The organism is Halalkalibaculum sp. DA384, from assembly GCF_043951955.1.
Taxonomy (GTDB): domain Bacteria; phylum Bacteroidota; class Rhodothermia; order Balneolales; family Balneolaceae; genus JAMQKA01.
On record NZ_JBINJE010000024.1, the window covers coordinates 40001 to 64496 of the forward strand.

A 24496-nucleotide genomic window follows, 5' to 3' on the forward strand; every position below is an offset into this window, starting at 1 on the left:
CATCATAGTGTTCTGCCTTCTTTGATATATTCCTTGCGGATACCTTCGATGATATCTTTCTGCAGGATTTTGTCACGGTTGCGATGCAGAGCCATAAGGGAGGCGTACCGAACGGCATTCATGATGGAACCTCCCGACAATTCATATTTGCGTGCGATCTCTCCAAAATCAACCTCCTCATCCAGGTTGGCTGACCCGGGAAAGGCGTTATTCCACAGTTGCAGTCGTTCCTCCTTTTCAGGCAGGGGAAAATAGATGACCGATTGAAATCTCCGTGTAAAAGCCTCGTCGAGATTGCTTTTGAAATTCGTCGCTAAAATGACCGTACCTTCAAAATCTTCCATCCGCTGCAGCAGGTAAGAAATTTCCTGGTTGGCAAACCGGTCATGGGCGTCAGAAATTTCTGTTCGCTTTCCGAACAGTGCATCTGCCTCGTCAAAAAACAGGATCCAGTCCCTGTTCTGAGCTTTGTCAAAAACCTTGGCAAGATTTTTTTCCGTTTCACCGATATATTTCGATACCACCAGCGAAAGATCGACACGATACACATCTATTCCAGATGATTTTCCGAGCAGGGCGGCTGTCAAGGTTTTACCGGTCCCGGGCGGTCCATAAAACAGGGTTCTGTATCCCGGCAGTACCCGCTTTTTGAGTTCCCAGTCATTCATCAACGTTTTCCCATGTTTCAGCCAGGCCTGTACCTCCTCGATCTGGTCGACCGTCTCATAGGGCAATACAAGATCATCCCAGCTCAGAGGGGTCGTTATTCTTTTGGCCGGGAAGTCGGCGTTAAATTCCGGCTTCCTGACCTCACCCGTAGTAAAATGAACTACATACTCCTCCGACAGCAGGAGTGCCCCGCTCAGCGGAGGCTCATCGTCAGAAATATTCTTCAATCTCAGAATATTCTCTTTCGCAAAAAAATGGTCCTTCTCCAATAGGTACCTGTACTGAAACCGCCGTTCCAGGTCGGCCCCTGCCAGGAGAAACAGGGCGGTCTCACCTGTTGGTATAAAACCGCTGTAAGCATCGCCTTTCAACCCGCCGAACTCGGTGAACCCCCGTTCGAAATGCGTGTTCCTGGTAAAAAAGACATCGAGCAGCTGGGGACGAACATGGGGGATCAGCGCCAGCAACAACACGATTCGCCCGGCTGAGTCAATCTTTTTCTCTTCCAGGAACCGCGAGTAGTTCGAAGCCGGTCCATCCAAAGATGGCTGGGGAACGTCCAACACATCGGCATACCGGCATTCCTTGCCGAAATACAACTTGATGCGGGTGTCCAGGACCCTGGAAAACCACTCCAGCTCTTTTGACAGGTGTCGGGCATTTGACATAATCTATCTCCATTCTACATACAGCGGTTTGGGCATCCAGTGGTTCCTGATGACCGAAATTCCCCAGGGCAGTCGATCGATCAGCATATCATAGGTTTTCGACTCCACGTGCAGCAACCATTTTTCTTTCTCATGGTGCAGTCGTCCATTCCTTTTTAAAAAAGCTTCACGGAATCCTCCCACAGAGCTATTTTTCAACGCTTTCCAGTGGTCTATGGCAGACTGTATGAGCTCCACGGCCTCATTTTTCTCCGATTCCGACAAAAAAACTTTGGACGGGAGAGGCCGATCTACGGGATATCCACACAGTATCTTGTTCAACACCATCAGGTATTCATAACTTTTATCAGATCCTGTTGCCATAAATTGCAACAGGTGAACAGCCTTGACGTGGGCCGTCTCATCAATAAACTCCCGGTCCACCAGCAGCTCCAGCTTTCGGAAAAAACGGGCCAGATACGGCCAGAGCAACACCAGCCCGGCATTGGCTATGTAATATTCTTCTGTCTCTTGCAGCTGATTTGACTCCCTTACTTCCAATTCAGCATTTTTTTCAGACACGTGGTCAGAAGCAATTATATTTTGTGCCGGTTTCTCCGATTCCGCCGCAGCATCGGGAATTAACTTCAGTTCTTTCCGGAGCCGTTGTTTCAGTTTTACCAACGAGGAATAGCTTGACAACTGCCGGTAATCTCCTGCCGCTTTAACGTTTCGCAGAAGTTCCCCCCTCCATTCGTTCAGGCCCGCTTCAGTGGCCAAACTTTCCAGTTCCTCAACCCATGCCGGTTCTACATACAGGATGCCTCCAGCGGAACGCTTGACGCGATTATCAGTATTCATATCGACAAGGAATTGGCGGAATTGCTCTGTCGCAATATCCTTCAATACCAGGCGACCCAACCAGGACTGTTCCAATGCACTTCGGACAGGAACTCCTTCGATCATTCTGCGCTTGAGTCGTCTGAGTACTTTTCTATAGGCCGATGCCAGCGATTCGGAATGCTCGTTGCTCATTTCTTCCAATATCGAGGCAAAAAGCCGCTGCGATACCTCCATCCGGGCGGTTTGTCGTTTGAATTGAACAACATTTTGCAGCAAGTATTCCCGGACCGTTCGGCGACTTTCTGGAGATGGTGAGAATCTCCATATTTTTTCTCGACTTAAGAACCCAATCAGTTCCATAACTTCCCTCGTAGCAGATTGCAGCATTGGATTCACAAAACCGGCAATCTTAGATATCGAATCATCTCCAAACTGAATCGCAACGCGCTTCCTGGTTCTTGGGTCAGCTATCGCCTCGACCATCTCTTTTTTGACTTTTTCACAGGTATTTTCGAGCAGATAAAGGAATAGTGATTCCGGATCCTTCAGCGGTCCCTCCAGCATGCCTTGGCCCACAAACCACGGATAACGCCCGCTACGCATGTAATAGAAAAAGATCTCCAGATAAAGCTCCTCGCGGCTCTTCCACCGCTCCCTTTCTGCCTGACGGTCCAGGTCATTGCCGGTATATTCCGCTAATTTTTCCCGTAATTTAGCTTGCACCCTGCTCACCAGCTCATCTTCCAGCGATGGGTACGCCAGCGTTTCCAGGTCCAGCTCCAGGTGATCCAGTACAATCCAGCGGTCACCGGCCAACTCCTGGAAAAGCGCTTCCAGCACCGGTTTCAGTTTAGTCTGAACCAGCCTGCTCACCCGGTCCTGGATTTCATGAGCGCGGTCCGGGCTTTGAACCGAAAGTTCAACCCGGAGTTTGTCTATGATATGTTCCCTCGGTATTTCCATCGCTCTTATTTCGCAACGGTGTCTTCAAGATTTGCAAGCAAACCAGCCAGATTCCTTTTGCCCGTTCGCTCGGCCACGGCTTTTATTTCACTGATCGATTTCGAAAGCGACTTCCGGGGGTCCATCTCCAGGCCTGCATTCTTCAGGGTTTCAACCTGGTTCGATACAGACTTTAAAAGCTGCCCCATCTTGCTGTTGGTCGCTATATCTTTCTTTTGGTTGACAGCCAGCTCCATAAGCTGGGTCACCTGCTGGTCATATATGCCATACATATAGGTCTTTTCCTCGTCGCTGGCATCGGCCGCCTTTTCGGTGATGAGTTCGGTGGCCTCCGAAAGCATCGAGGAGTAGGCCCCTGCGATCTCTGCATTCTTTTTGCCCTCCTCATATTTTTTTCGCTCCTCCCCGCTTTTCAGCTCATCCCTGATGTTTACCATGTAGTCCCTGGCTCGTTTCAGGATGATATTTTCGCCGCCAAAAAGCTCCCGGTCCATCTCCGGGTTGCTGTAGTTCTCGAGTCTCGTCAAACGGTTATCAAAACCGGTGGTCAGACGATCTGACGGCCCGGGCTGTTCTTCCTCAAAAGGTACTTCAATCAACTGGTCAACTTCTGCCGGGCAGCCGTTTTCTGAGATAACATGAAGCACCACGCGGTGTTTACCGCCGGTATTCAGGAACGTGTGCTCCGGCGACTCTTCCCTGTATCTTGTGCCGTCAAAGACCCATAGATATGTTTTGATATCGCCCTTACCAGTATAGTGGAACTTCATCCGGGTAGCCCTGATCCCCAGGTCTAAAACTTCCGACTCGAAACCGGCTGCGGGCCCTTCCAGGATTTTGACCTCGATAGACGCATCAAGGTATTTGAAGGTATACTCCCCGGGAGCATATCCCTTGGGAACAAAAAACTGTTTGTTATCCTGCTTTTGTACTCCGGAAACATCATCGCCGGCAATCTCTTCTCCAGCGGGCTTCGTCTTAAACAGGTAAAGCCTGTCGTCCGTATTACAATAGGTTTTTTCGCCAAATTCCTTGCTCGGCTGCAGGTCGAATTCCGTCTCTATGTGCCGGGGGATCTCTACACTCTTGCTGACGGCATCCGAACACTCCTGTTTCCAGGCCGTCAGGGTCACAATTGCCTGATCCTGGTCATAGTCCCGGTAAATATGCACCGGGTCGGACTGGGTAGAGCTGGCCCCATCTCCAAAATCCCACTCGTAACTCTGTGCGCCCCCGGAATTATTGTAAAAGGATACCTCAACACTCCCGTCATCCAACTGACTGACTTCAAAACTGAAGTCAGCCCGGGGATCGAACACTTTGGCGTTAAACACCACGGTACGACTGTTGACCCTGTAGGTGAATTGAACATCCTCGGCAGACGGATTGGATTCGGAAGGCTGGAAATACCAGGTGTTGCCCTCTTTGGTAACGCCACCGGCTGAGCCCTCCACCACTCCACCCGCCGGATCCGTAACAAATGGATATTTAGATTTATCGTCTTTGCAAAATCGACTTTCCGAAAGTGAAAAATTGATTTGTGAAATTACCATGGTGGCCAGCTCCGGGCAGTCGTTTTTGCAAAGATAGGGAAGCGCGAAGTCGGCTACCACCACGTTATCCGGGGGAATATCCCTGGGAATAAAGCCGGGCAGTCGTTCAATGCGTTCCAACACGCCCTCTTCAATCTCCCTGATCTTTTCCCTTTCAATATTGATCTCTTTTTCCGACGCCACTTCACTAAATTCTTTCAGAACGGCGTCATAATATTCCAACAGTTTACTTTTTTCGTAATCAGAATAGGATCTTTTTGCTCCGCCTCCCGATTCCTCTTTTACCTCTGTGGGAGGTGCAAAACCAGCAGCACCCACTTCTTCGGCGGCCAGGGCGACAGCCCCGGTAACATCCCGGCGGATGAGTGGTCCTGCTTCATTTCGATCTATATAGACCAGCACAAAGGTGCCGCCCCGGGGCACCCCGGCCATATGCTCCAACCCGGAATGGCGGGCGGCAAAATTGGAGAAAAGATTCAGCTTTTTAAATTCATCGACGCGTTCCTGGTAAAGCAAATAGAGCTTTTTCATCTTCTTTATACTGCAGCTGTAAATCAGCTTGTCAAGCCGGAAGAGTATTATTTGCTCGCGCCCGTCCAATTTCTCCCCACTGTCTTCTTTTTCTTTGAGCAACTGCTTGTAATCAACCGCTGTCTGAATCAGCGTGTCAAAGCTCCCCTCCAGCTCTGTGATATCGAGATTTTCCAGCCGGGGAGGTATTTTGTTCAGGACCTGCTGAATATTATTGGCAAGCTGGGCCGGTTTCAACATCAGGAAAACCCACTCATTCAGATTCAGGTCAATAAGGGCGGGATCATAATTCAGAATGACATCCAGGTAACTTTGGCCCTTGCCGCTCTCCGAAACCATCGCGTCATAATAGTAGCCGAATGTGCCCTCTTTTGTTTCGGGATACGTATATGTGCCCGTGATGGGAGAATAATAGGTAGACATCTTCCCAATTTTTTGCCTGAGCAGCGTTTCCTTCTTGCCCTCTTCCTCTTTCCGCTTCCAGTAATCGTCTATCTCTTTTCTCCCTGTTTCCGCGCTTGTACCGGCCCTCTTTTCAACCATCTCACCGGCGATCTTTTCTTCGGCTGTTTTCTGTGTCTCCAGCGTTTTTTTCTTTACCTCCAACCCGCGGAAAAACTGCATCTCCTCGTCCAGCAGGCACCGCAGCTCGGTACTGAAGGTTTCATAAAGATTCTCTAAATCCCTGAACCGGCACTCGAAGGTAAGTTTGGTGTTGTCAAACCGCCGGCCAAGCTTTACTCCAACGACTTTGATCGGCAGGCTGAACCGTTCCCGCATGCTGTCGATTTCGTCAACGGCCTGTTCATACGGTTTGCCTATATGTCCCTCTACCCGGAAATTTTGATACTGCATATTTGAATGCAGAAGCGCCTCGACGGTACAGTTGTCCCGATGTTGTCCCTCATTATACGCCTCGGAGTGGTAGGATGGGATGCGATTTGATTTGAATATTTTTGTCTTGCGGTAACTCCACTTTTTTACCAAATCCACATTTTTTTTGATGTTGTAGTAATAGGGAATGGAGCGCTTGCTCAACGGGTATTCTGCCGTTCTATCCGGTGTGATCCGGATTTCTGTATCCGTACCCGGAACCGGCTGAACATCAAATCCCTGAACCATGTGATCCATGCGCTCAAATAAAAGCAGCACTTTACTACGCTTGTCTTTCTGATCATTCAATACGGGACTCGGCTGGAAGTAGTGGCGAAAGGGGGTCCGTTGATCCCTTTGTTCGGGTTGGGCCGGCCCCAGCATAAGATGGCGTTCAAATAACAGGGGATTCGGGCAGCAGGCGGAGGTCACTTCGCAGGCGGTATCGCGAAACTCGTCGCAGGCGCCGGCTAAATCTTTCAAAAAATCGTAGGCGTATTGAATTGCATAGGGTGAACCGCTGAGGCGATGTTTGATCAGCTTGTAAAGCCCGTTCTGCTCGTAATCTCCTTCATCAAAACCGGGAAAAGGAGATTCCGGGTAGTGATCTTCCAGCAGCGGTTTAAAGAACCCGTAGCTTTTTGCCAGGGCCTGTCCCACCCGAACGGAGGCCTGTTGAATAATCGGCAGGTAATCCGATACCAGCTGCTGGTACTGAACGTAGTGATCGAGCGAGAGATCTTTATCCCTGTAATACCCCGGCCGCTCGATACATAAGTGATCCAGGTTAGAGCAGATATTGGCACGATTCCGGAGCTCATCTTCCGAGGTCGATTCATCCCGGCTGATCATTCGCACCAGGTCCTTTTTTTCAACCAGAAGCTTGCGCACGGCAAACTCCCGGCGGATTCCCTCTTCATCACAATCGTCACCGCAGCAGTCGTCGGTATCTACATCCTCTATCTCCTGGTATAGCAGGATACAGTATTCAGAAAAATCGAGCGTAAATGAGGTTTCTCCCTCCTCAATTGTTATACCATCATCCCAGTCCAGGGGGTAACATGTCTCGGTCTCTTCAACCTTTTGTTTTTCTTCACTGGTAAGCAGCTCCCAGAGATTAATCTGCCTGCCCGTATCCGGATTAAGAAAGGGGGGATATCTCCCCGCGGTTTCCCCATCCCCGTCGCCTGCTCCCGTCATCTTCTTGTCGGTGTATCGCTTGATAAACCTGCATTCGCTTTCCCCGATTCCGACCAGGTACCCCCGGGAGGTCACCCCCACTCCTTCCGTCAATAAAATGGTGTCGGAAGCCGGGTGTTGTACTTCCAACCCACAGACAATGCCGATGCCGACAAGGTGGCTGCGGGTCATCCTGTCCTGCTCGTCCAGGTACGTTCTGAGCTCATTAAGGTGGTGGGCGCTAAGGACCTGGTCCTCTTCAAAAATCGGGAAAAATCGCTTGTGCGTATTCATATTACTCCGGGTTAAATGTTCCTAAAACGGTATTATCAAGCAACATCGGGTTATCATCGCTGTCTTCCCTGTAATCGTGCAGGGTGGCAACGGGATATACGCTTCGAATTTGTCTCATAACCTCAATCAGCTTTCCCAGCTTGTCCCTGAGTTCCCCGGGATCCGGGGTGGGCTTTGCCTTTGTTTCAAGCCAGTCTCTATATACCGGCTCAAAATCCTTCATATCTTTTTGATCGGCCCAGCAGATTTTCAGATGTACATGGGCCGGGGCTTCCATTCTGATTGTCTTTTCCAGGAACCGCCTGAACGCCATATCGTCAAACCGGTCGGGCCAATAGGGTACGATGAGCGAAACCCTGAACGAGTATGGATCCAGGTATCCCGGGCAATCGTTGCAGTTCTTTTGGACGCACGCGGGGAGCTTTGGATCATCCTTCTCTTCGGGCCTCAACAGGATATGCTCTATCAGGTGAAAGCCCTCCCTGTTGCATTTCCCTGACAGCGCCGCAATCATCACGGCTACAATGCGGTCCCGTTCCTTCTCTCCTTCGTACAAAATGCCGGTGCCAATTATTTCTCCATTCTTCCCGATCAAATTGAAGTAATACCGGCCGTCCGAGGCCTCCGATAGCTCATAGTTTTCGAAGTCGACACCTGCTATTTTGACCGCCTCAATACCTTTTTCACAATTCTCCCTGCGGGTGTATCCCTCACTTCGGAGTACAATTTCATCCTCCGGAAGCACCAGCCTGAACCGCCATTCGCCTCCCTCATCCCGGTAGATCTCAAACAGCTCGTCGGGATCTTTGCAGCTCAACCTACGTCGATCGTAGCGCTCGATACCCAGGAGCCGGCTTGCCCGCTTTTCCAGTCCCGATACATTTTCGGTGCCCCAGACCTCGCCCTCCGCCTTGTAATTAAAACCCCTGCCCCGGGAGCTCGAAATGGCGGGATACTCCTGTAAAAATTCGATTTTATCATGGATCAGATCGGGCGCAGTGTGCTCCCCGGGCTGCCGGGAAAACATCAGCAGCACGTAGTCAGTAAACGATTCCCCAAAACGGGCCAGCAGGTGATCCAGGAATCGATTACGGCGGTTCTCAAAGGTCTTCTTACTCTCCACGATTTCATCCAGTTTCTTTACAAAATGCGTGGAGGATTCATCCCCGAGCCCTGTCTCTTTCTTGTACTTCTCCCATTTTGATCTGAATGTGTTATAATCGTCAAGGTCTATGCCCGCTTGCCCGGAAATTTCCTGGATAAAGTCTTTGATCACCTGGTAAATATGCGGTGACTCCTCGCCATTAAAAAGAACCTCGAGCCCCGGATCGCCTTCCGGGAAGGCAAAACTTTGGGGAAGATCATATAACACCTGGTAAAAGTAGGTCTGGTGGATATCGGGGCTTAATGAAAAAAGGTTCTTCAAGTTGGCCAGCTGAGAGAGATAATTCGCCAGCATTTGATCGTATAAAGTGAGATACGCTTTCAGCTGTTTGGCCTGGGCCCTCCGTCTGTCCGTAACGACTCCCGGTATCCCTGCACTGCCCACCCCGTAGGTCAGCGGGAGCTGTTCCTGGATAGATGTAAATCGCGCTACATTCCGGTTCTGTCCATTTGGGACCGAAAGGTCGTATTCCTCGTCAGCAGAAAGCTTGCTGTTGCGTTCCAGCTCCTCCAGCTCTTTTACATACCGCGCAACCTTGTCAGCATTGGGTTTATATGGCAAATTCTCTTTAAAAAGGTCGATATCGGAAAGCCCGGGGCTAAAGCGTGGCACCCGGCCTTCTCCGACCGTGTGGCACCATTTTATTTTGTCATTGAGGGTCTCTCCTTTATAAATATTAGCCAGGAGAACATTTTCAACGGATTTGACACCTTCTACATCCATCATAATCTGAATAATGTCGGAGACGAATATCTGCTTCTTGATTTCGGCTTTCTCCAACTCCCCGGAGGAGATAAATCCATGATCAAGAGCGGGCCCTTCAAAAATTGCGTCAGTTGGAATATCCATATCCATCATCTCTCTCAGGGAGTAAAAATATACCTGTGGGGCAATATGGTGGTCGATCCGGTGGTACAATTCAGCCAGTACCCGTTCCAGCTCTGCATCGTTATCAAGGGCTACATCCGCACACACCCTTATTTTTTCGACGTCGAGTCCCCGGAACTCTTCGAAATCTTCGCACAGGCTCCGGTTTTCATGCAGCCGGTAAAACGCTGTTCTCCCGATACGCAAAGCCGAAACAGTTTTTTCCCTGTACTGCTGAAGCAGGGATTCATCCTCAATTCGGTCCTCGACATCCTTCAGAGGGATATCCCTGTCTGTAGCTTTTATCGTCATCTCCTCCCCGTAGCTCCGCCCGCCCGCCTTGATTTGGACCGTTCCCTTAAACCTGGTCTCGCTTGTACGTTCAATACTTGCAAGGCTGACCTCCTCGATATTTCCCGGTTGGATCTCCTTGTTCAACCAGGTACTCCAGTCGGGGAACCGGATAATCAGCCGCTCGTCACGGTCTTCTTCATCCGGATCGGCATAGAGATCGATCTCGAAAACAAAATCATTCAGGTCGCCGAGCTCCTCGTCCTCATCGAGCTCGAGCGTCACACGGTACAGCCCCTGCAAATTGATCCGCTTCGTATGCTCGTTCGCCTCCGGCTGCCATCCCCCTTTTTTACAGTTCAGGTACAGTTCCGGGTATGTCTCCCACAGCGGTTCCAGCCAGGCGTTTTTAACACCCTCGATATCGATCAGGATCCGGCGATAGTCCTGCAGGGTAACCGGTTTGGAGGTTAATATTTCGCGCGCCGTATGGAAATGGTCCTCCTGTTTGGGACCAGGTGCCGACTGGTCGGCCAGCAGATCTCCGATATCATAAGACGTCCGGTATCCCAGGTCGGTAATAGCATAGCACAGGAGTTCCAGGAGGGTGATGCCGGGGTCATGAATATTATAGTCGGTCCACAAACTGCCCGAGAGCTGCTCAATATGTTTCATTCCCTGTTCTCGCAGAAAAGCGTAATCCTGGCTGGGAGCCAGATCCGGATTTTTCGGTATGGTGATAGAGTCATTCATACAATCGTGCAGGTAGAGTGCTCGTTGATTATGTGCAGTTTGTGTGAGACCAAAATAGAACGGGCTGTGGTAACGGTTATCCGCTCCAGATCCCGGTTTTTGAGGGTGTCTTCCACAAAATGGTGCATTTTGAAATCGGTGACATACCTCACATACGGGCGTTCCTCCACAAAATTGAGAATCAGTGACTTGTGGGTACCACCCCCGAACGCGATATCTTTGCCCTCCCCAAAAGCCCAGGGCGACAGGAAGCGGGCGATCTCGTCCACCAGTTTTTGCCGGTAGTGTCCTTCATCCACCTCATCAACCAAATTTACGTAACACTCGACCTGGACCTGTTCAAAAAGGGGATTGATCACTTTCAACTTTTGAGCGGCAAACGCCGATATTTTTGCGGATATAAATTTCTCGATCTTGTCCCGCACATTCAGGCTGAGCCGGGGTTTCAGGGGTTCTACCGCATTTTTGTTCTTCAAGTCGGGTACCACTACCAGCGTTACATATCCCGGTGCAAATTCAGCCGTAACTTTCCCGCCGTTCAAATCATAATTGTAGGTGCTGTGGTTGACACATTTGGCCTTGTAGACTTCCGGGAAATGCTCCATCACCAGCCGCTCGTAATCCCAGATTGACACGCCTCTTTCCTTGTGTCTCAAACGCTCGCTAACCCGGCGGTAAAATTCGATATCCTGTTCGGGTATTTTCCCGCCCTCGGATGCGTACGGTTGCTGTATCTTCTTTATTTCCGAGCGCTTGGTCTTCAGCTTGCTGATCGTCCCGGCCTTGAGGGTGGTGTCCAAAAAGTTTGGATCGTTATCGTGGTCGACAAATTCGGCCGTAATCGCCTGGGCCCGTACATCCACCAGGCGACATACCGCATCGGGGTTACCGGAAACCGCGGCTTTTATCCAGTAGTGCGCTCCGGGAAACAAGGTCGAATTGTTGGTGGCCTGCTTCGGGATATTGATTCGCACGATACCGGTGGTCAGGAAGTCGTTCGTTGAATCACGGACCAGTTCTTCCGGCTGGAATACCTCCCAATGATTGCCGGCAAGGTAAAACCATTTTAGTGTCAGCTTGTCGAGAGAAGGATCGGCGCTGCCCTCGGCAACTCTGAATAAAAGTGATAGTTGCTGTGGTGGTTTTAGCCCGGAAATTCCAACAAAAAACTCCCCGTCATGCCAGTTGATCCCACCGCCCTCAGCGTGGCTGAATCGCGGCAGCAGGGGAATGGTATCGCCGGTGGTGGTCAGTGCTGAATGGACTTCTTTCTCTCCGAAGGGATAATTGTGAAAAAGATAACTCGTTCGCTTTTCAAAGCCGGCCGTATTTCGGGGCTCCACAGTAGCCCGGGCCTTGTAATCCAGTTCTATTGAGCTGATTTTAGGAGTATAGGGTTCACGGGGGAGCACAGTCTTTTCGTTTATAACCTGCTGTGTAAGCAGAGTGGGGTACAGTTTGTGCCCAAAGGCTTGTTGCGGTGCACTCAGTACAAGTCGTATAAACCCTCTTTTCAACGAGACATCAAATTGGTCGATCGGCCCCAGGCCGGCATCCGGTTCCATCTGTATTTCAGGTTCATTACCGGAATTGGCCGAAATTGACGTCGGTGATTCTGTGAAATTTGATGGGAAAAGCGTTTTTTCATAGCGCTGAGGTGCTTCCGGTTTCCAGGCACCCTCCCTTAAAATTTGCAAGTTTGCCTTAAAGCTGCTGTTGGCGGGGGAATACCCGGTAACCGGGTTAACCATTCCTGTTTCCCCACCCGTGGAATAATTGTAGTGATCTTCCAGCTTTGCTTCCGGCCATTCATGCCACTGAACATGTAATGTGACCGAGTCCAGTTTTTTCTGAAAAACTTCCGTACTTCCGATCAAGAATGCCGACCCTATCGAAGGTGAAGGGCCAAACGGCTGAAACGGCTTTGAGGGATCCAGGATACCGAGCTCATTTTGGAGTACGAGACTCTTCATCCCCTGCACCTCCACTGTAATATTTACTTGTTGGACGGTGATATTTTTCAACGTGGCATACCCGTACTTCCCCGGATCCAAATTTTGATTCAACACCAGCTTCAGTACGGGCCACTCCGTTTGGTATTCACCGCCGTGCATTTCCTTCTCATATCCTGTAACAGGGGATACACTTCGGGGAAGGGTGATCTCTAACTTTAACATGGGGCCTTCTTCGGATGTGTCGGATTCAAGTGATACCTGTGCCCCCTCTATACCCTCCAGGTCCAGCCACTCTTTCTCGGTTGTGACAAAACAGCGAAACAGCCGATCCCTGGTGGACTTATCCAGTTTCGGGGACTGGTTGCAGAGTATCTCAAGCGTGATGGTCCGCGTACCTTCAGAAAGGTGCAGGATGGGAGAAGAAATGGAAAATCCCACCTCCGAGAACTGCATGGTGGCCTCGTCGCCAGCCAGGTATTCAAAACTCCCGTCGGGACGCTCTGCCCGTTGGGATTCACCAAACGCCTTCCACCCCGCCGGGGGATTATCCAACGGGGTGCCGGTTCCCTCTTTCGAATTGGCGATTGATTTTTCATACACCCGGTACTGGTCCTCCTTGTCGACATAAACCGATTTCAGGGCTACAACGCTCGCTTTGTTCAGGACAACCTCGGAAAGAGACTTGTAGAACACATCTTTGCCCTTGGCATCTTTACCGGCTTTAAACAGCGTACCGGACTCCAGTTTGTATGTGTCCACATGCTTTGCCAGTTCAACAAGCAGATCCACACGGTCGGGTACGGCTTCCTTTCGATCCAGCTTTAGCACCTCTTCGTAGTAAAAATCAAGGTGTTTGCCGGTTAATGTGTTGATGTGGTCCTGTGCATGGCGGAACAGCTTTAAAAACGTGAGCATCAGCCCCATCTGAGGCTCATGACCGGAAAACCTCGTCAGGGTCTCCTCGATAAAACCGGGCGACCTTTCACGGGTTCTCTTAAGGGCGGTGATAAAAGATGCGGCCACTTTTTTGACGGGTGGGAACCCGGACCGAACCCGCTGTTTAATCGTACCGCCGGGAGGTAAATAGATAGTGTCGTTTTCTTCAACCGAAGTGTAAAATGTGGCCCAGTTCTCCGTATTGCCCGTTTCTTCGGTTTCACCGATCCACACCTCCTGCAACTCCCCTGTTTCAAGCCCGGTAAAATGCTCGATGGATGTATTGCAGAAATCCCCCTCATCCAGGTATTCCTTGTCTACAAGGTTCGTACCCGACAAGGCCCCTTTGTAATACCCGATACATTTTTCCAGTTCGGTGCGGAGTTGTGACGTTATCAAAACGTGAAGGTGTTCCTGGAACTGGTATTCGGCCGGGACTTTTCCATACCAGGAATCGAGCTGCACGGCAAGCGTCCCGATAATATCAAACAGCGTCTTGAAGGCCCGGCGAACGTTCTGATAGGTAGTGTCATCGTCAAATATCACCTTCTCTATCTTCTCTATACAGGGATTGAACGCGGTAGGATCCTCGACTGTCAACAGGGCGATTACGGAGGTGATATCTCCTGAAAAAAAGGGACGCCAGTCGCCGGAAGGGATGTTGTCCGGTTGGTAGTACTGGAGCTCTTCAGCATAGCGGACCACAAATTCGAGCAAATCAGCGAGCGAGCGCTCATCGACTTTTGCATAGGCCGGATCAAGCGCTTCAGGCATTCGCCTGGACTGGCTGACACCGTCTCGAACCAGTGGATTTCGATATGTACAGCTGTTTTCAGGCATTAGTCAATATTTGATCCTTCCTCCTTGTAAAAAGGAAAGACATAGTTGAACCGTGAGTTTGTTTTCTTGATCTCGTATTCCAGGGTAATATTGATCCGCCCCTCATGTTGAAAAGGCACGAGAGTCAGGTCGATTAGTCGAATGCGTGGCTCAAAGTACAGTATCGCGTCCCGGACGACCTCGGTCATATAGGTGATCATGGTGGTGTCGATGGGCTCAAACTGGAACTGTGACAGGTCACATCCATACCTTGGCTGCATCACCCGTTCGCCTGTCATAGTGGTAAACAGGATCGTGAGGCTGAGATTAATATCCTCGGCTCCCTGCGTCATGTCCACGCTCCTGCTTCCCCTGACAAAGGCAGGCGGAAAGCCCCAGCCTTTTCCCAAAAATGATCTGCCTTCATCCATAATCGTCTATCCTATTATTACTGTTGGTTCACCAATGACTGCACCGGCCCCACACCCGCACACATCGCCTACTCTCAGCGCCGGTTTACCCCCGATAAAAACGGTGGTGCTTCCCATTGGAAACGGGGTTACCGGCGGATGCGGCGGAGGTATGGCACAGGAATGCATATCTGTGGCTACGGCGGCCGGCATCCCCCCGATTAGTACCGTCGGAACGCCAGGTCCGGTTATGATCCCCCCGTGACTCGTTATATCTGTGACTCTCGCTGCTGCCGGCATATCATCTCCTTTTTGTTTGATTAAACCTTCTGCCGAAGAATGCTATTGTTTGTCTTGCAGAAGATGTTTATCCAAAATACTTGTGAGAAATCCGGGCTAGTTTATCTGTACAATCGCGCCCTGAACTTTAACCGACGCGCTGCTGGTAAGTTCAGCACCGGCGCTTCCTTCCGCCTTGAACTGCGCCTTCGCCTTCTGTTCAATCTTCGTTCCTTCTACTTTTATATTCCCACCCGCTTTCAATACCACGTCTCCCGCACTCTCCAGCGTGATCCCATCCGAGTTCATAAGAATGCTATTCTGATTTTCATCCTCCAATTTGATACTTCCCTCATCGTCGCTCAGGGTGATTTTATTACCGTTGGGCGTCTCCAGTTCGATGCTCTTTTTGTCATCATTGAGCCAAAACCGCAGTTGCTCGCGGGTTACGAACCCTTTTTCATGGTTGTCATCGCTTGCATCGGCGGGGGGCGGCTTGGCGCTGCTGTTCATCATGCCCAGGACCACCGCATCGCGGGGATCGCCATTTATAAATCCCACCAGCACCTCATCACCTATCTCCGGTCGAAAGAAGGACCCGCGGCTGTCGCCGGCATCAAGGATGGAGATACGCGCCCAGGTCCCCTCATGTTCCATATCCACCATCGGCAACTTAACCAGTATTCGGTGCTCCCCCTCCGGATCGCCCTGCAGCTGTGTTACGAGACCCACCTGCAACCCGTTGACGGCGGGCAGCAACCCTGATGCCGCTACTTCGACAATATCATCTTCCTTGTAAAACCAGCGGGGCGAGAGCCCAAATTCGATATCCGTCACCCACCGTTCGGTCGAATAATGCTGCCTCACGCCGGAAACAAACACGTTGCCGCTAAACCGCTCTCCGATGCCGGTCAGCTCGATAGTGTCAAACGGCTTGATCCCGGCTATTCCCGGGCAACGGACGCGCCCCCGGATTTTGGCCAGTCTGCTTTTGAGCATGGCAGCGTCGGCCCAGGCCTGGAGTTCGGTATCCAATACCTGTCCACTGTGGCGTAACGAGAGCTCCTCCAGTCCAATAACCTCCGAAAGCTCTGCTTCACCAATATTTCCCGCCTGTTGAAAGCCCGGATCTTCTCCATCCGTGTCTATCTTTTCCTGGGCGGTATAATCCCATGAAGAGGTTTTGACCGCTTTGAACTGGTCCCTGACATCCATCTCAGCTTCCAGGTCAAAAATTGTGGCCCCATAGGCAAGGGCTACAACCGGGTCTGTAATAGTGGGCTTTTTAATAGTTAACTTACCGTCATCCGGCAATACCGCCTGACTGTTCATTTCCGCCCGGGAAACGACAAAATCCCAATCCGTGGCATAATACTGAACCAGCTCTTTATGAGTTTGACTGGCAGATTCTATATCCGGTTGTAACCCGTACTGGCCGACCAGCTCCTCAATAATATCGCTGTCAGTCATTTCGGTATAATAACGGTTCTTTCTTCCGGCCGTCATTTTAACTGCCGGATCCTTGCATTCAACCGATAGCATTGATGGCTGACCGTTCCTGGATTTGATCCCATGCTTAATCACCAAGCCTTTAAAAATGGTCGCCTCCTCCCTGTGGTAACCGGCTCTCACTTCGATCTCCCGACCCGGTTTAAACAAGTCGGTATTGCTGAGTGGGAAATCCTCTTCAGAGGGACTGCCATCTTTCAGCACCAGTTGGGCATACGAAATGCGATTGAGCTTCTTGGAGACCGTAATTGAAAACAGATGATACCTGTCGGGCAATTCCTGCCCGGCCGACAGTATGGTAAATGTCGGCAGATCGGTGGGGTGGTCAGACGGTATGGTTTGACGTGGTGTTGCCATGGTTTATTCTCCCAGTGGTGGAAAGGAAAGGATGGTGCCGGACTCCAGTTTTCTGAAATTCTGCAGGTTGTTTTTTTCCGCCACCTTAAGGTAGTACCTGGAGTCTCCGTAGATCCGATAACACATCAGGGGAAGGCTGTCTCCATCATTTACCACCCGGTGGTGCGTCAAATCGGGAGAACTCTTATCCTCTTTGGCGGCCCGCAAATTATCCTCAATAAAGCCGTTGAATGTCGCATTAATCTTGGCACGCAACGGCTTGCCATCGTTGCTGAACATCGTGTATTTGACGGACGAAGATTTGAGGATGCACTTGAAGATGAGGGTCCCCCAGAGTACCATCAAATAGCGGGGGCGGTGCTCATCTCCCTTAAATTCATAGGTAACCGTCAAAAACTCCCGGATCTTGTCGGGTACGTCCACCTTTTCTCCTGTCGTGACCCCGGTACCGTCCAGTGTAAAATCGAGGGTAAGATCCTGCGGCCTGATCTTTTTAAATGTATGCGCGGTTCCCGTGGTCCCGATGCCCTGCGAGCTATCGCTTTCAATTTCATATTTGACAGAATATTCCTGCGGATTGTAGGTCACGGAAAATTCATCGTCCTCCTGGTTGTATTCGGCATCCTTAAAAGACTTTATCTTCAGCTTTTTCAATTCACCGGTGTTGCTTTCCTCGGCAGCCATTATCGCTCCCTCCTTTTCTCAAATATTTCCAGGACCTGTTCCACCGATTCCCGGATAATCTGCTGTCTCTGTTTATCCCGGTTTTCGGCCCTGCGGGCGTCAGGCTGCCCCTCTTCATCAATCACGGCTTTAATGACCAGTTCCCTGATTTCTATAGGCATATCAAATCATTTTTTAATTGGGCTTTGCAAAATCCTCGATTACGTCATTCTGAGCTTGTCGAAGGATCTCCCTTGTCCGGTTGTAGCCGTTGAAAGGGAGATCCTTCACTCCGTTCAGGATGACTGCTTGGTTCTGCAAAGGTCCCTTTTATTCTTTGTTTTCCGGCACCACTTTCGTGAAATACTGGTACGCCAGCTCGATGGTATCGATGACAACCTCATTTTTCTGGGCGTCCAGGTTGGATACCGCCCACTTTACCGGGTATGCCCCTGTAAAATTCCAGTTGATAAGTGTGTTACCTTGTTCATTAAGCAGCGAAACGTTTACGACCAGGGGATCAAAACTGAAATGTTCGATCGCATCCCGAAACCACTGTATCAACGCCGTGCCTGTTAACAGTCCCCGCTTCAGTACCAGGTTTTGGTATTTTGCGGGTTGGGGAAGTCGGTGGGCAAAACGATTTTCACCGCCCTCCCTTAACTCCTCCGTCCCTATTTCCGCGGTTAAACCCGAGACCTCCTGGAAACGGATATCGTTGTCCGTGGCACCATCCAATCCTGAAAATTCCACCTTAAAGTGGAAGCCTACTGCCGGATATTCCATTGGGGCTTAATGTTTGATACTATTCATTTTCAATACTGAGTCCCTCATGGGCAATTTCGAGCGTCTCAATAGCCACCTCATTACCCGTGGCATTCAATCCCGGACCTTCGATCTTGACCGGGAACGCATTTTTAACGGACCAGGTCATAAGCGGTACGTGCTCTTCGTTCAGCAGCTTGATGATCAGGTCGCGTCGCTCCACGGTATTCAGGTTCGTGGTATTCAGCCACTCAAAGAACTCGTTGTCGCCCTCAAAGATGCCCCGCTTCAGCGTGATGTTGCCAAACTTTTGGAGTCCCGGCATTTTTTGGGCTGTAAACTCCGGATTTGCGCCATCCCTGTACTCAATGACCTGGGATTCTATATTGAGTCCGGATACTTCGGAAAAGCTGACGCTTTCGCCTCCCCAATCTACGCTAAAATGAAATACTGGTGATGGATAAGCCATAATGAATTCCTAATTACATTAGATATTAGTGGTATTGTCTTTTCAGGATTCCAACATCTTGTGAGAGAATCGCAGGATGATAAACTCGGCTGGCCGGACGACCGCCATCCCGATCTCCACAATCATTCTTCCCTCGTCGATATCGAGCTGGGTCATGGTCAAGCCGAGCCCAACCTTTACAAAGAACGCCTGGTCCGGCTTGGCCCCGAACAGTGCGCCCTCTCTCCATTTCAGGGTCAGGTAGTTCTCGATCATTGACCGAACTTTAACCCAGGTGTTGGCGTCGTTGGGCTCAAAAACCGCCCAGTAGGTCGACTTTTTGATCGACTCCTCCACCATGTTGAAAAACCGGCGGACCGGCACGTACCTCCACTCGTTGTCGTTGCCCGCCAGGGTTCGCGCCCCCCAAACCATGTGACCTTTCCCGGTAAATGTTCGTAACGCATTGATGGATTTACCGGCGGTGACATCCACATTGAGATCCTCCTGGTCAAAATGGTCAATCTTTCTGTTCAGTCCGATTACGCTTGAAAGACTCACATTTGCCGGGGCTTTCCATACCCCGCGCTTTCTGTCAACGTCGGCATAGATACCGGCAACCCCACCACTCGGCGGCAGCAGGGCTGAATCCTGGTTCAACGTCGTAAATACATTCTTCAGGGTCGGCAACTGCAGTTTCAGGCTGGTTTCCTTCTGTTGTTCCTGCGTGTTGACCTCTTCCAGGACATCGTGCACCGCACTTGTTATGCTGTAAAAGACCTCCGTGACCAGCGGCTCAATGGCCAGCATATTCTGCTTTATCTTCTCCGAATCGGACCCGTCGGTCGGGAAAGCCCCGTCGTTGGTGGGGGTCCCGTCAAAACTGCCCGCCCAGCCGGAATATTCCCACGTCAGATCATCCCAGCGAGGAAAATCACTGTGGATAAGAGAGGATGCACTATTGTCGAGGGCCACCAGTTTTTCAATCTCGGGCTTCATGCTGCCTGTCACCAGGCTTTGCATATAGGAGAGCAGGGGCGCTTTAATCGATTCTGCCCCGTCCTTGATCGGTTGATCCAAAAACGTATGGGCAACTTCGTAGACGTAGTCCACCGCATCCAGAAAATCGGGGCGAACGTTGGAAGCGGTCTCTCCTTCGGTAACTTTGGTCTTGAACGCCGTTATAGCCTGTTCGTAGCCTTCCGCAAGCGTGTCAATGGTTTTGGATTGTTTAAATGTACTGAGTTCGCTTTCCAGCGTTTTGGCACTGAGAACCAGGTTATTCAATTCGTCGACCAGGGTCTTTACATCCGCATCATCGGTCATATTTTTCCAGTTAACCGCGGATGAATATTTCTTTACCTTGTTAACGACCTTTTGGCCATCGAACTCAAGCAGAGCCCGGTACCTTAGGTCGCGTCCCAGGTTGGCTTTAACAAAGGGATAGTAGGCAGCGCCGTATTTCAAATTTTTGCTGCCTATATTTTGGCGAAAATCACCGGCATCGGTATCGATCCCGTCCTGGTCTTTAACGTCACAAATGACGAATCGGTCTTTCAGCTTTTCACACTGTGCCAACGCTCTTCCCTGCAACGCCCCCAGATCCAACTTCGAGAGTTTAACCGCATCCGGAAATACAAACAGCGTGGGCTCATCAAACTTTTCAACCGCATCAATTCCCTTTTCGAAATCCGATGCAACAGCGCCCCCGTTGAAGTAACCGATCGAAACGACATAGCAGTCCCCTCCACCATTGTTAAAAAAGAGACGCAGCGAATCGTACATCAGGTAGTTATCTTCAATCTCGTAATTCATGACCGAGTTGTCGCCATTGAGATTGACTGATTTCACATTAACGGGCGGTGCCCCCCCAAACTTTTCCACGTAATCGACCATGGAACTTATTTTAAAGGGAACAAGATGCAGATCTCCGGCATTTTTTTCCCTGGCCATCTGGGTATACCCAATAAAAGCGGGTACGGCGGTCTCGACTTCCGCGACCGAAGGAGGAAATATCGATATCTCCTTTACATATACATCCGGTGTTTTATAATTATTTGCCATTGTATCGTATCCTTAATTGTTAGCGTTAGCCTGCATTTCTCACCAAGAAATTGGTTCGTATACAAGGCGAAGTGGTAATCGCAAGCGAAACGTATATTGATACGTTGAGTGCGCGATTACCATCTTTAACGTAGCAGACGGGACAATTTCGTAGCCCGCTACAAACTGTTATAGCATGTTCAGTTTTAAAATCAATGCAACTCACTGTAAATCATAGCATTATGAGAAATTTATATTCATTTTTATGAGAAATACAGGTTATAGGTATACATACACTTCTGAATAGTATTTGTCCTTTTCCTCTCTCTCCTTTTTTAATGCTTGAATACCCGGATTGACCATCGATTTCAACACCACTCTTTTTGAAGAGTTGACCTTTTTTTTGAGATACAGCGAACGTACGCCTTGCTCTGAAAGCGGTATTTGTTGATTGGAAACAAATATGTTGTAGTTGTCAGGATACTCTCCGAAATTGATCCTGGTGAATCCCCTGATTTCCGGTGGAATATGCCGATCTGCAACACGCACGTAATAATCATCGGGGTAATGCTCCAGGAGATCGATGCTATATCCCTTGATTTCAGGGTTTTCAAACTCATGCCCTGTTCTGTTGACAATAAAATATTTCCAAAAAGTACTTCGCTTTTTGAAAGCCAGCGTATAAACCTGCTTCTGCAGCGTTCCGTCCTGTTTTATAAACCGGTAATCCGGGGGAACCAGGGGCGAATAAAAAAGATCCACAATGCCGAATATTCCGGCCGTTTTCTCTGATCCGCTCGCATAAAACGACTCCTTCTTCTCCCCGTTAAACCAGAGTTCCGCCCGACCCCCGGGGTACCGTGCAAGGTCGAATTGAAAATGAAATTCACCTTCAACACTGGGTTGCCGTTGCTGAATGCGAATCCCCAGATCGGGATATATCAAGCGTGCCGAATTTTCGTCCCCCGTGCCGGCCGTACTGTAACGATAATTGCCATGTTGAATCTTCAGCAACTGTTCAGTATTAACCTTGTATTCCTCTTCAACGGGAGAATGCAAAAAGTGGATCCCCGCGGAACTGCTGACCTGTAAATTGTTGAAATAGTATATTTCTCGACCGCTGGCATGAAAAGGCAAGTCTGTAAAGTTCAGAAAGTACGGGTTCTGCTGCCTGAGTATAAACTGGAAGCGGGTGGGGCGGTCGATCTCCCTTTGCAGCCCAGCGCTGTCCGCTTCGTTCTTTACAACCTCCCCGAAAACGGCAAAACCTGATCCTGTAGTCCTGAACAGCAACCCAACATCTCTTAGTTTCTGTGCCGTTTCTTTCGTTGGACTGGCTTTTAAATCCCCCGTAATTCCGGCCGCATAATAGCTGTGCGTCATGTTTAAACCGAAAATCTCCTGGAATACAGACATATTTATATTCCCCTTATTTCGATTTCTTTGATGGGCAGGACATCTTCCTTAATCTCGTCTTCTCTTATGGTCACCATTCTCATCTTGTAGAGCACGGAAGGCATGTATTTGGCTCCCAGGGCTCCCCACAGATGGTTCATCTGCTCAAAGCTCATGGTCTGAAGTTCAAAAACCAGCTTCTCAAGTGAAGTACCCATAGAGGGATGCCTGCTGCTTTCAAAGACATTACGACTCTGGAAAAAAGCAATGACGTTGGATATGGCTTTGACAGCTTCATCATAGTTGCTAAATCGTGCCACAAACAGCAGAAAGAGATTTAACCGAATTTCCGGGTTGGTTTTGGCATACGTGCCGTTTTCCTGTTTCAGGTATGCCTTCTGCTGCTTACCGATCTTCTCTTCCTCGATATTGACGAGCATAATCGCGACTTTCTCCGCATCAATGGCCATATCACCATTCTGCTTCAGAATGTCGCTCAGCACAACTTTACTGGTGTTCTCCCCCGTTTTTTGTTTTAGATATGTATCGAGCTGCTCCTGAATAAATGTGAGAGACTTTTCCAGAATCATACGTAATCTCCATCTCAACGATTTTATCAACCTTACCCTGAGTTGTGAAGCAACTCCCCGGTTTCTTGTTTTGAAACCTCATCTCTGGTCGACTGCTACAGTTCTTATAACACATTAGCTAAACATTGACAGACTCTCACTACCGAACTTTACTACCTAATTTTTCCGACCCTGATATCTTCCAAATAGAAAGGGGAAATAACTCAATCAACGCCGGCAGTCACATTCCACTGCTGCTCCTTTGTCTTTCAGACAACCAAATTTCCTGGTGAGCTATGCGGTCCAGCTTTTCCTGTATTTTCTTCTCCGGTATTTTTTTGAGGTGAGTTGGGGAGCAGTCCAGGTGGTAGTTTGTAAATTTATTCAGGCCTTTTTCATCCGGTATACCGTGGGCTCTCGCTATTTCAAAATTTGATCTGCCATCCTTGCGCAACGCCTTGATGATGCTTTTAAGACGCATGTATTCCAGTACAGGTTGAGGCCGTACGGTATAGTGCCGTAGAAATCTCCGCGAAAACTTTTTGGGATTCTTGTATCCCATCAACTGTGCCCACTCAGTCACTCTGGCCACCTGCATAAGATTGGCTTCCAACAGGTCTACAGCTCTCCCAATATTGACAGTTTCTCCACGCATATATTCCTCCACCTGGTTCTAATGTTTCGATTTTTTGTTCAGTGGGGATTGGCCGAACTATTAAATGGAAGATATCAGCAACTATCTTCTGCCATTTTCAGCGATATTTAATGATTATTCGCGGAAAGACTTTCAGACAATTTCCTTTACCTGAAATATGACTTCTCCTCATACACCCACTCGTTTCCACCCGTTTAATATTACAGACTGTATATTTAAAGAGCCGCCGGCACATCCAATGTTACATTTTTTATTCTTAACCAATTGTTCTGAATAAATTTATCTATTAAAAAATAGACTATGGCAGACACTTCAAGCTCATTAAAGACCTGCTGATGCGGCAGCGGGTGCCCCATTCTCTGCCCTTATTTTTTTTCATCCCTTTTGGATCAAGCCGAAAGGGACAACCCGGTTTTGGGGAAACTGCTTTTCTTTCTGGGGCTTCCCAAAGCAAGCTTTAAAAGTAGAGATCTTTCAGCAAGTTTAACGCTATTTTTAAAGATAAAATTTATTGAAACTGTCATAATAATCCGTATCTTTGGAGCCCTGAATTTCATGTTAGAAACCTAAGTTAAAACCTCTGATTCAGGGCCTGAAAATATGCACTCAGGCTTTATGGAGCTCGTAGCTCAGTTGGTTAGAGCGCCAGGTTGTGGCCCTGGAGGCCGTGGGTTCAAATCCCATCGGGCTCCCACTTTTTCTGTTGCAAGTTGAAAGGTTACATGTTGAAGGTACGTATAACCTTTAACCTGAACCGTTCAATAGACAATCTTTTTTGCCGCGTTCGTCTAGGGGTTTAGGACGCCGCCCTTTCACGGCGGTAGCACGGGTTCGAATCCCGTACGCGGTACACGAGCCCTTGCAAGTCCTTGACTTGCAAGGGCTTATTTTTTTATTGAAGCCCTTAGAGTTTTCTCTGATGTTGTTTTAGTTGCCTGTTACTTATGCTAATAACTTATCTCTTAAAAGATTTCCGTGACATCCACGCGCATCTGGTGGGCGGCTCCCAGCCGGACAAGCCAGCCGTTGATCAGCGGGATCTCCGCATGACGATACCATCCGGTG

17 protein-coding genes and 2 tRNA genes are annotated in these 24496 nt (G+C 49.4%); 2 read left to right on the forward strand and 17 right to left on the reverse strand.

The window, feature by feature from the left end; genetic code table 11:
* Positions 1-2: 2 nt before the first annotated feature.
* The 17 genes from ACG2E4_RS13390 to ACG2E4_RS13470 form a co-directional block, all read right to left on the reverse strand.
* The gene (locus ACG2E4_RS13390) at positions 3-1337 is read right to left on the reverse strand and encodes an ATP-binding protein (RefSeq protein WP_395261837.1); all 1335 of its coding nucleotides are present in this window, start codon (positions 1335-1337) and stop codon (positions 3-5) included.
* Between the two features lie 3 nt (positions 1338-1340).
* Entirely contained in the window at positions 1341-3122 is a 1782-nt protein-coding gene (locus ACG2E4_RS13395; RefSeq protein WP_395261838.1) for a contractile injection system tape measure protein, read from the reverse strand.
* 5 nt (positions 3123-3127) lie between these two features.
* On the reverse strand, positions 3128-7552 hold the full coding sequence (locus ACG2E4_RS13400) for a PKD domain-containing protein (protein ID WP_395276868.1): 4425 nt from the start codon (positions 7550-7552) through the stop codon (positions 3128-3130).
* 1 nt (position 7553) lies between these two features.
* On the reverse strand, positions 7554-10628 hold the full coding sequence (locus ACG2E4_RS13405) for a DUF1508 domain-containing protein (protein ID WP_395276869.1): 3075 nt from the start codon (positions 10626-10628) through the stop codon (positions 7554-7556).
* Positions 10625-14359: a baseplate J/gp47 family protein gene (locus ACG2E4_RS13410; RefSeq protein ID WP_395261841.1), complete on the reverse strand. Its 3735-nt coding sequence runs from the start codon at positions 14357-14359 to the stop codon at positions 10625-10627. Before ACG2E4_RS13410 ends, ACG2E4_RS13405 begins: the two co-directional genes overlap by 4 nt.
* Entirely contained in the window at positions 14359-14769 is a 411-nt protein-coding gene (locus ACG2E4_RS13415; protein WP_395276870.1) for a GPW/gp25 family protein, read from the reverse strand. Before ACG2E4_RS13415 ends, ACG2E4_RS13410 begins: the two co-directional genes overlap by 1 nt.
* Before the next feature lie 6 nt (positions 14770-14775).
* Entirely contained in the window at positions 14776-15048 is a 273-nt protein-coding gene (locus tag ACG2E4_RS13420; protein WP_395261843.1) for a PAAR domain-containing protein, read from the reverse strand.
* A 96-nt stretch (positions 15049-15144) separates the two neighbouring features.
* A complete protein-coding gene (gene vgrG, locus ACG2E4_RS13425; RefSeq protein WP_395276871.1) occupies positions 15145-16893 on the reverse strand; it encodes a type VI secretion system tip protein VgrG in 1749 nt (582 codons plus the stop codon).
* A 3-nt stretch (positions 16894-16896) separates the two neighbouring features.
* Positions 16897-17577, reverse strand: a complete 681-nt coding sequence (locus tag ACG2E4_RS13430; RefSeq protein ID WP_395261845.1) for a LysM peptidoglycan-binding domain-containing protein — start codon at positions 17575-17577, stop codon at positions 16897-16899.
* On the reverse strand, positions 17577-17738 hold the full coding sequence (locus ACG2E4_RS13435) for a DUF5908 family protein (protein ID WP_395261846.1): 162 nt from the start codon (positions 17736-17738) through the stop codon (positions 17577-17579). Before ACG2E4_RS13435 ends, ACG2E4_RS13430 begins: the two co-directional genes overlap by 1 nt.
* A 13-nt stretch (positions 17739-17751) precedes the next feature.
* On the reverse strand, positions 17752-17877 hold the full coding sequence (locus ACG2E4_RS13440) for a hypothetical protein (RefSeq protein ID WP_395276872.1): 126 nt from the start codon (positions 17875-17877) through the stop codon (positions 17752-17754).
* 9 nt (positions 17878-17886) lie between these two features.
* A complete protein-coding gene (locus tag ACG2E4_RS13445) occupies positions 17887-18342 on the reverse strand; it encodes a phage tail protein (RefSeq protein WP_395261848.1) in 456 nt (151 codons plus the stop codon).
* Between the two features lie 19 nt (positions 18343-18361).
* Positions 18362-18790: a phage tail protein gene (locus ACG2E4_RS13450; protein WP_395276873.1), complete on the reverse strand. Its 429-nt coding sequence runs from the start codon at positions 18788-18790 to the stop codon at positions 18362-18364.
* A gap of 42 nt (positions 18791-18832) precedes the next feature.
* The gene (locus ACG2E4_RS13455) at positions 18833-20833 is read right to left on the reverse strand and encodes a phage tail sheath family protein (protein ID WP_395261850.1); all 2001 of its coding nucleotides are present in this window, start codon (positions 20831-20833) and stop codon (positions 18833-18835) included.
* Positions 20834-21091: 258 nt separating this feature from the next.
* Positions 21092-22228: a hypothetical protein gene (locus tag ACG2E4_RS13460; RefSeq protein WP_395276874.1), complete on the reverse strand. Its 1137-nt coding sequence runs from the start codon at positions 22226-22228 to the stop codon at positions 21092-21094.
* 2 nt (positions 22229-22230) lie between these two features.
* A complete protein-coding gene (locus ACG2E4_RS13465; protein WP_395261852.1) occupies positions 22231-22797 on the reverse strand; it encodes a DUF4255 domain-containing protein in 567 nt (188 codons plus the stop codon).
* 220 nt (positions 22798-23017) lie between these two features.
* Positions 23018-23431: a hypothetical protein gene (locus tag ACG2E4_RS13470; RefSeq protein WP_395261853.1), complete on the reverse strand. Its 414-nt coding sequence runs from the start codon at positions 23429-23431 to the stop codon at positions 23018-23020.
* 618 nt (positions 23432-24049) lie between these two features.
* Between ACG2E4_RS13470 and ACG2E4_RS13475 the strand changes: the two genes are divergently transcribed.
* Both ACG2E4_RS13475 and ACG2E4_RS13480 read left to right on the forward strand, forming a co-directional pair.
* Positions 24050-24123: transfer RNA gene (locus ACG2E4_RS13475), tRNA-His, on the forward strand.
* 85 nt (positions 24124-24208) lie between these two features.
* Positions 24209-24281: transfer RNA gene (locus tag ACG2E4_RS13480), tRNA-Glu, on the forward strand.
* Positions 24282-24496 lie beyond the last annotated feature (215 nt).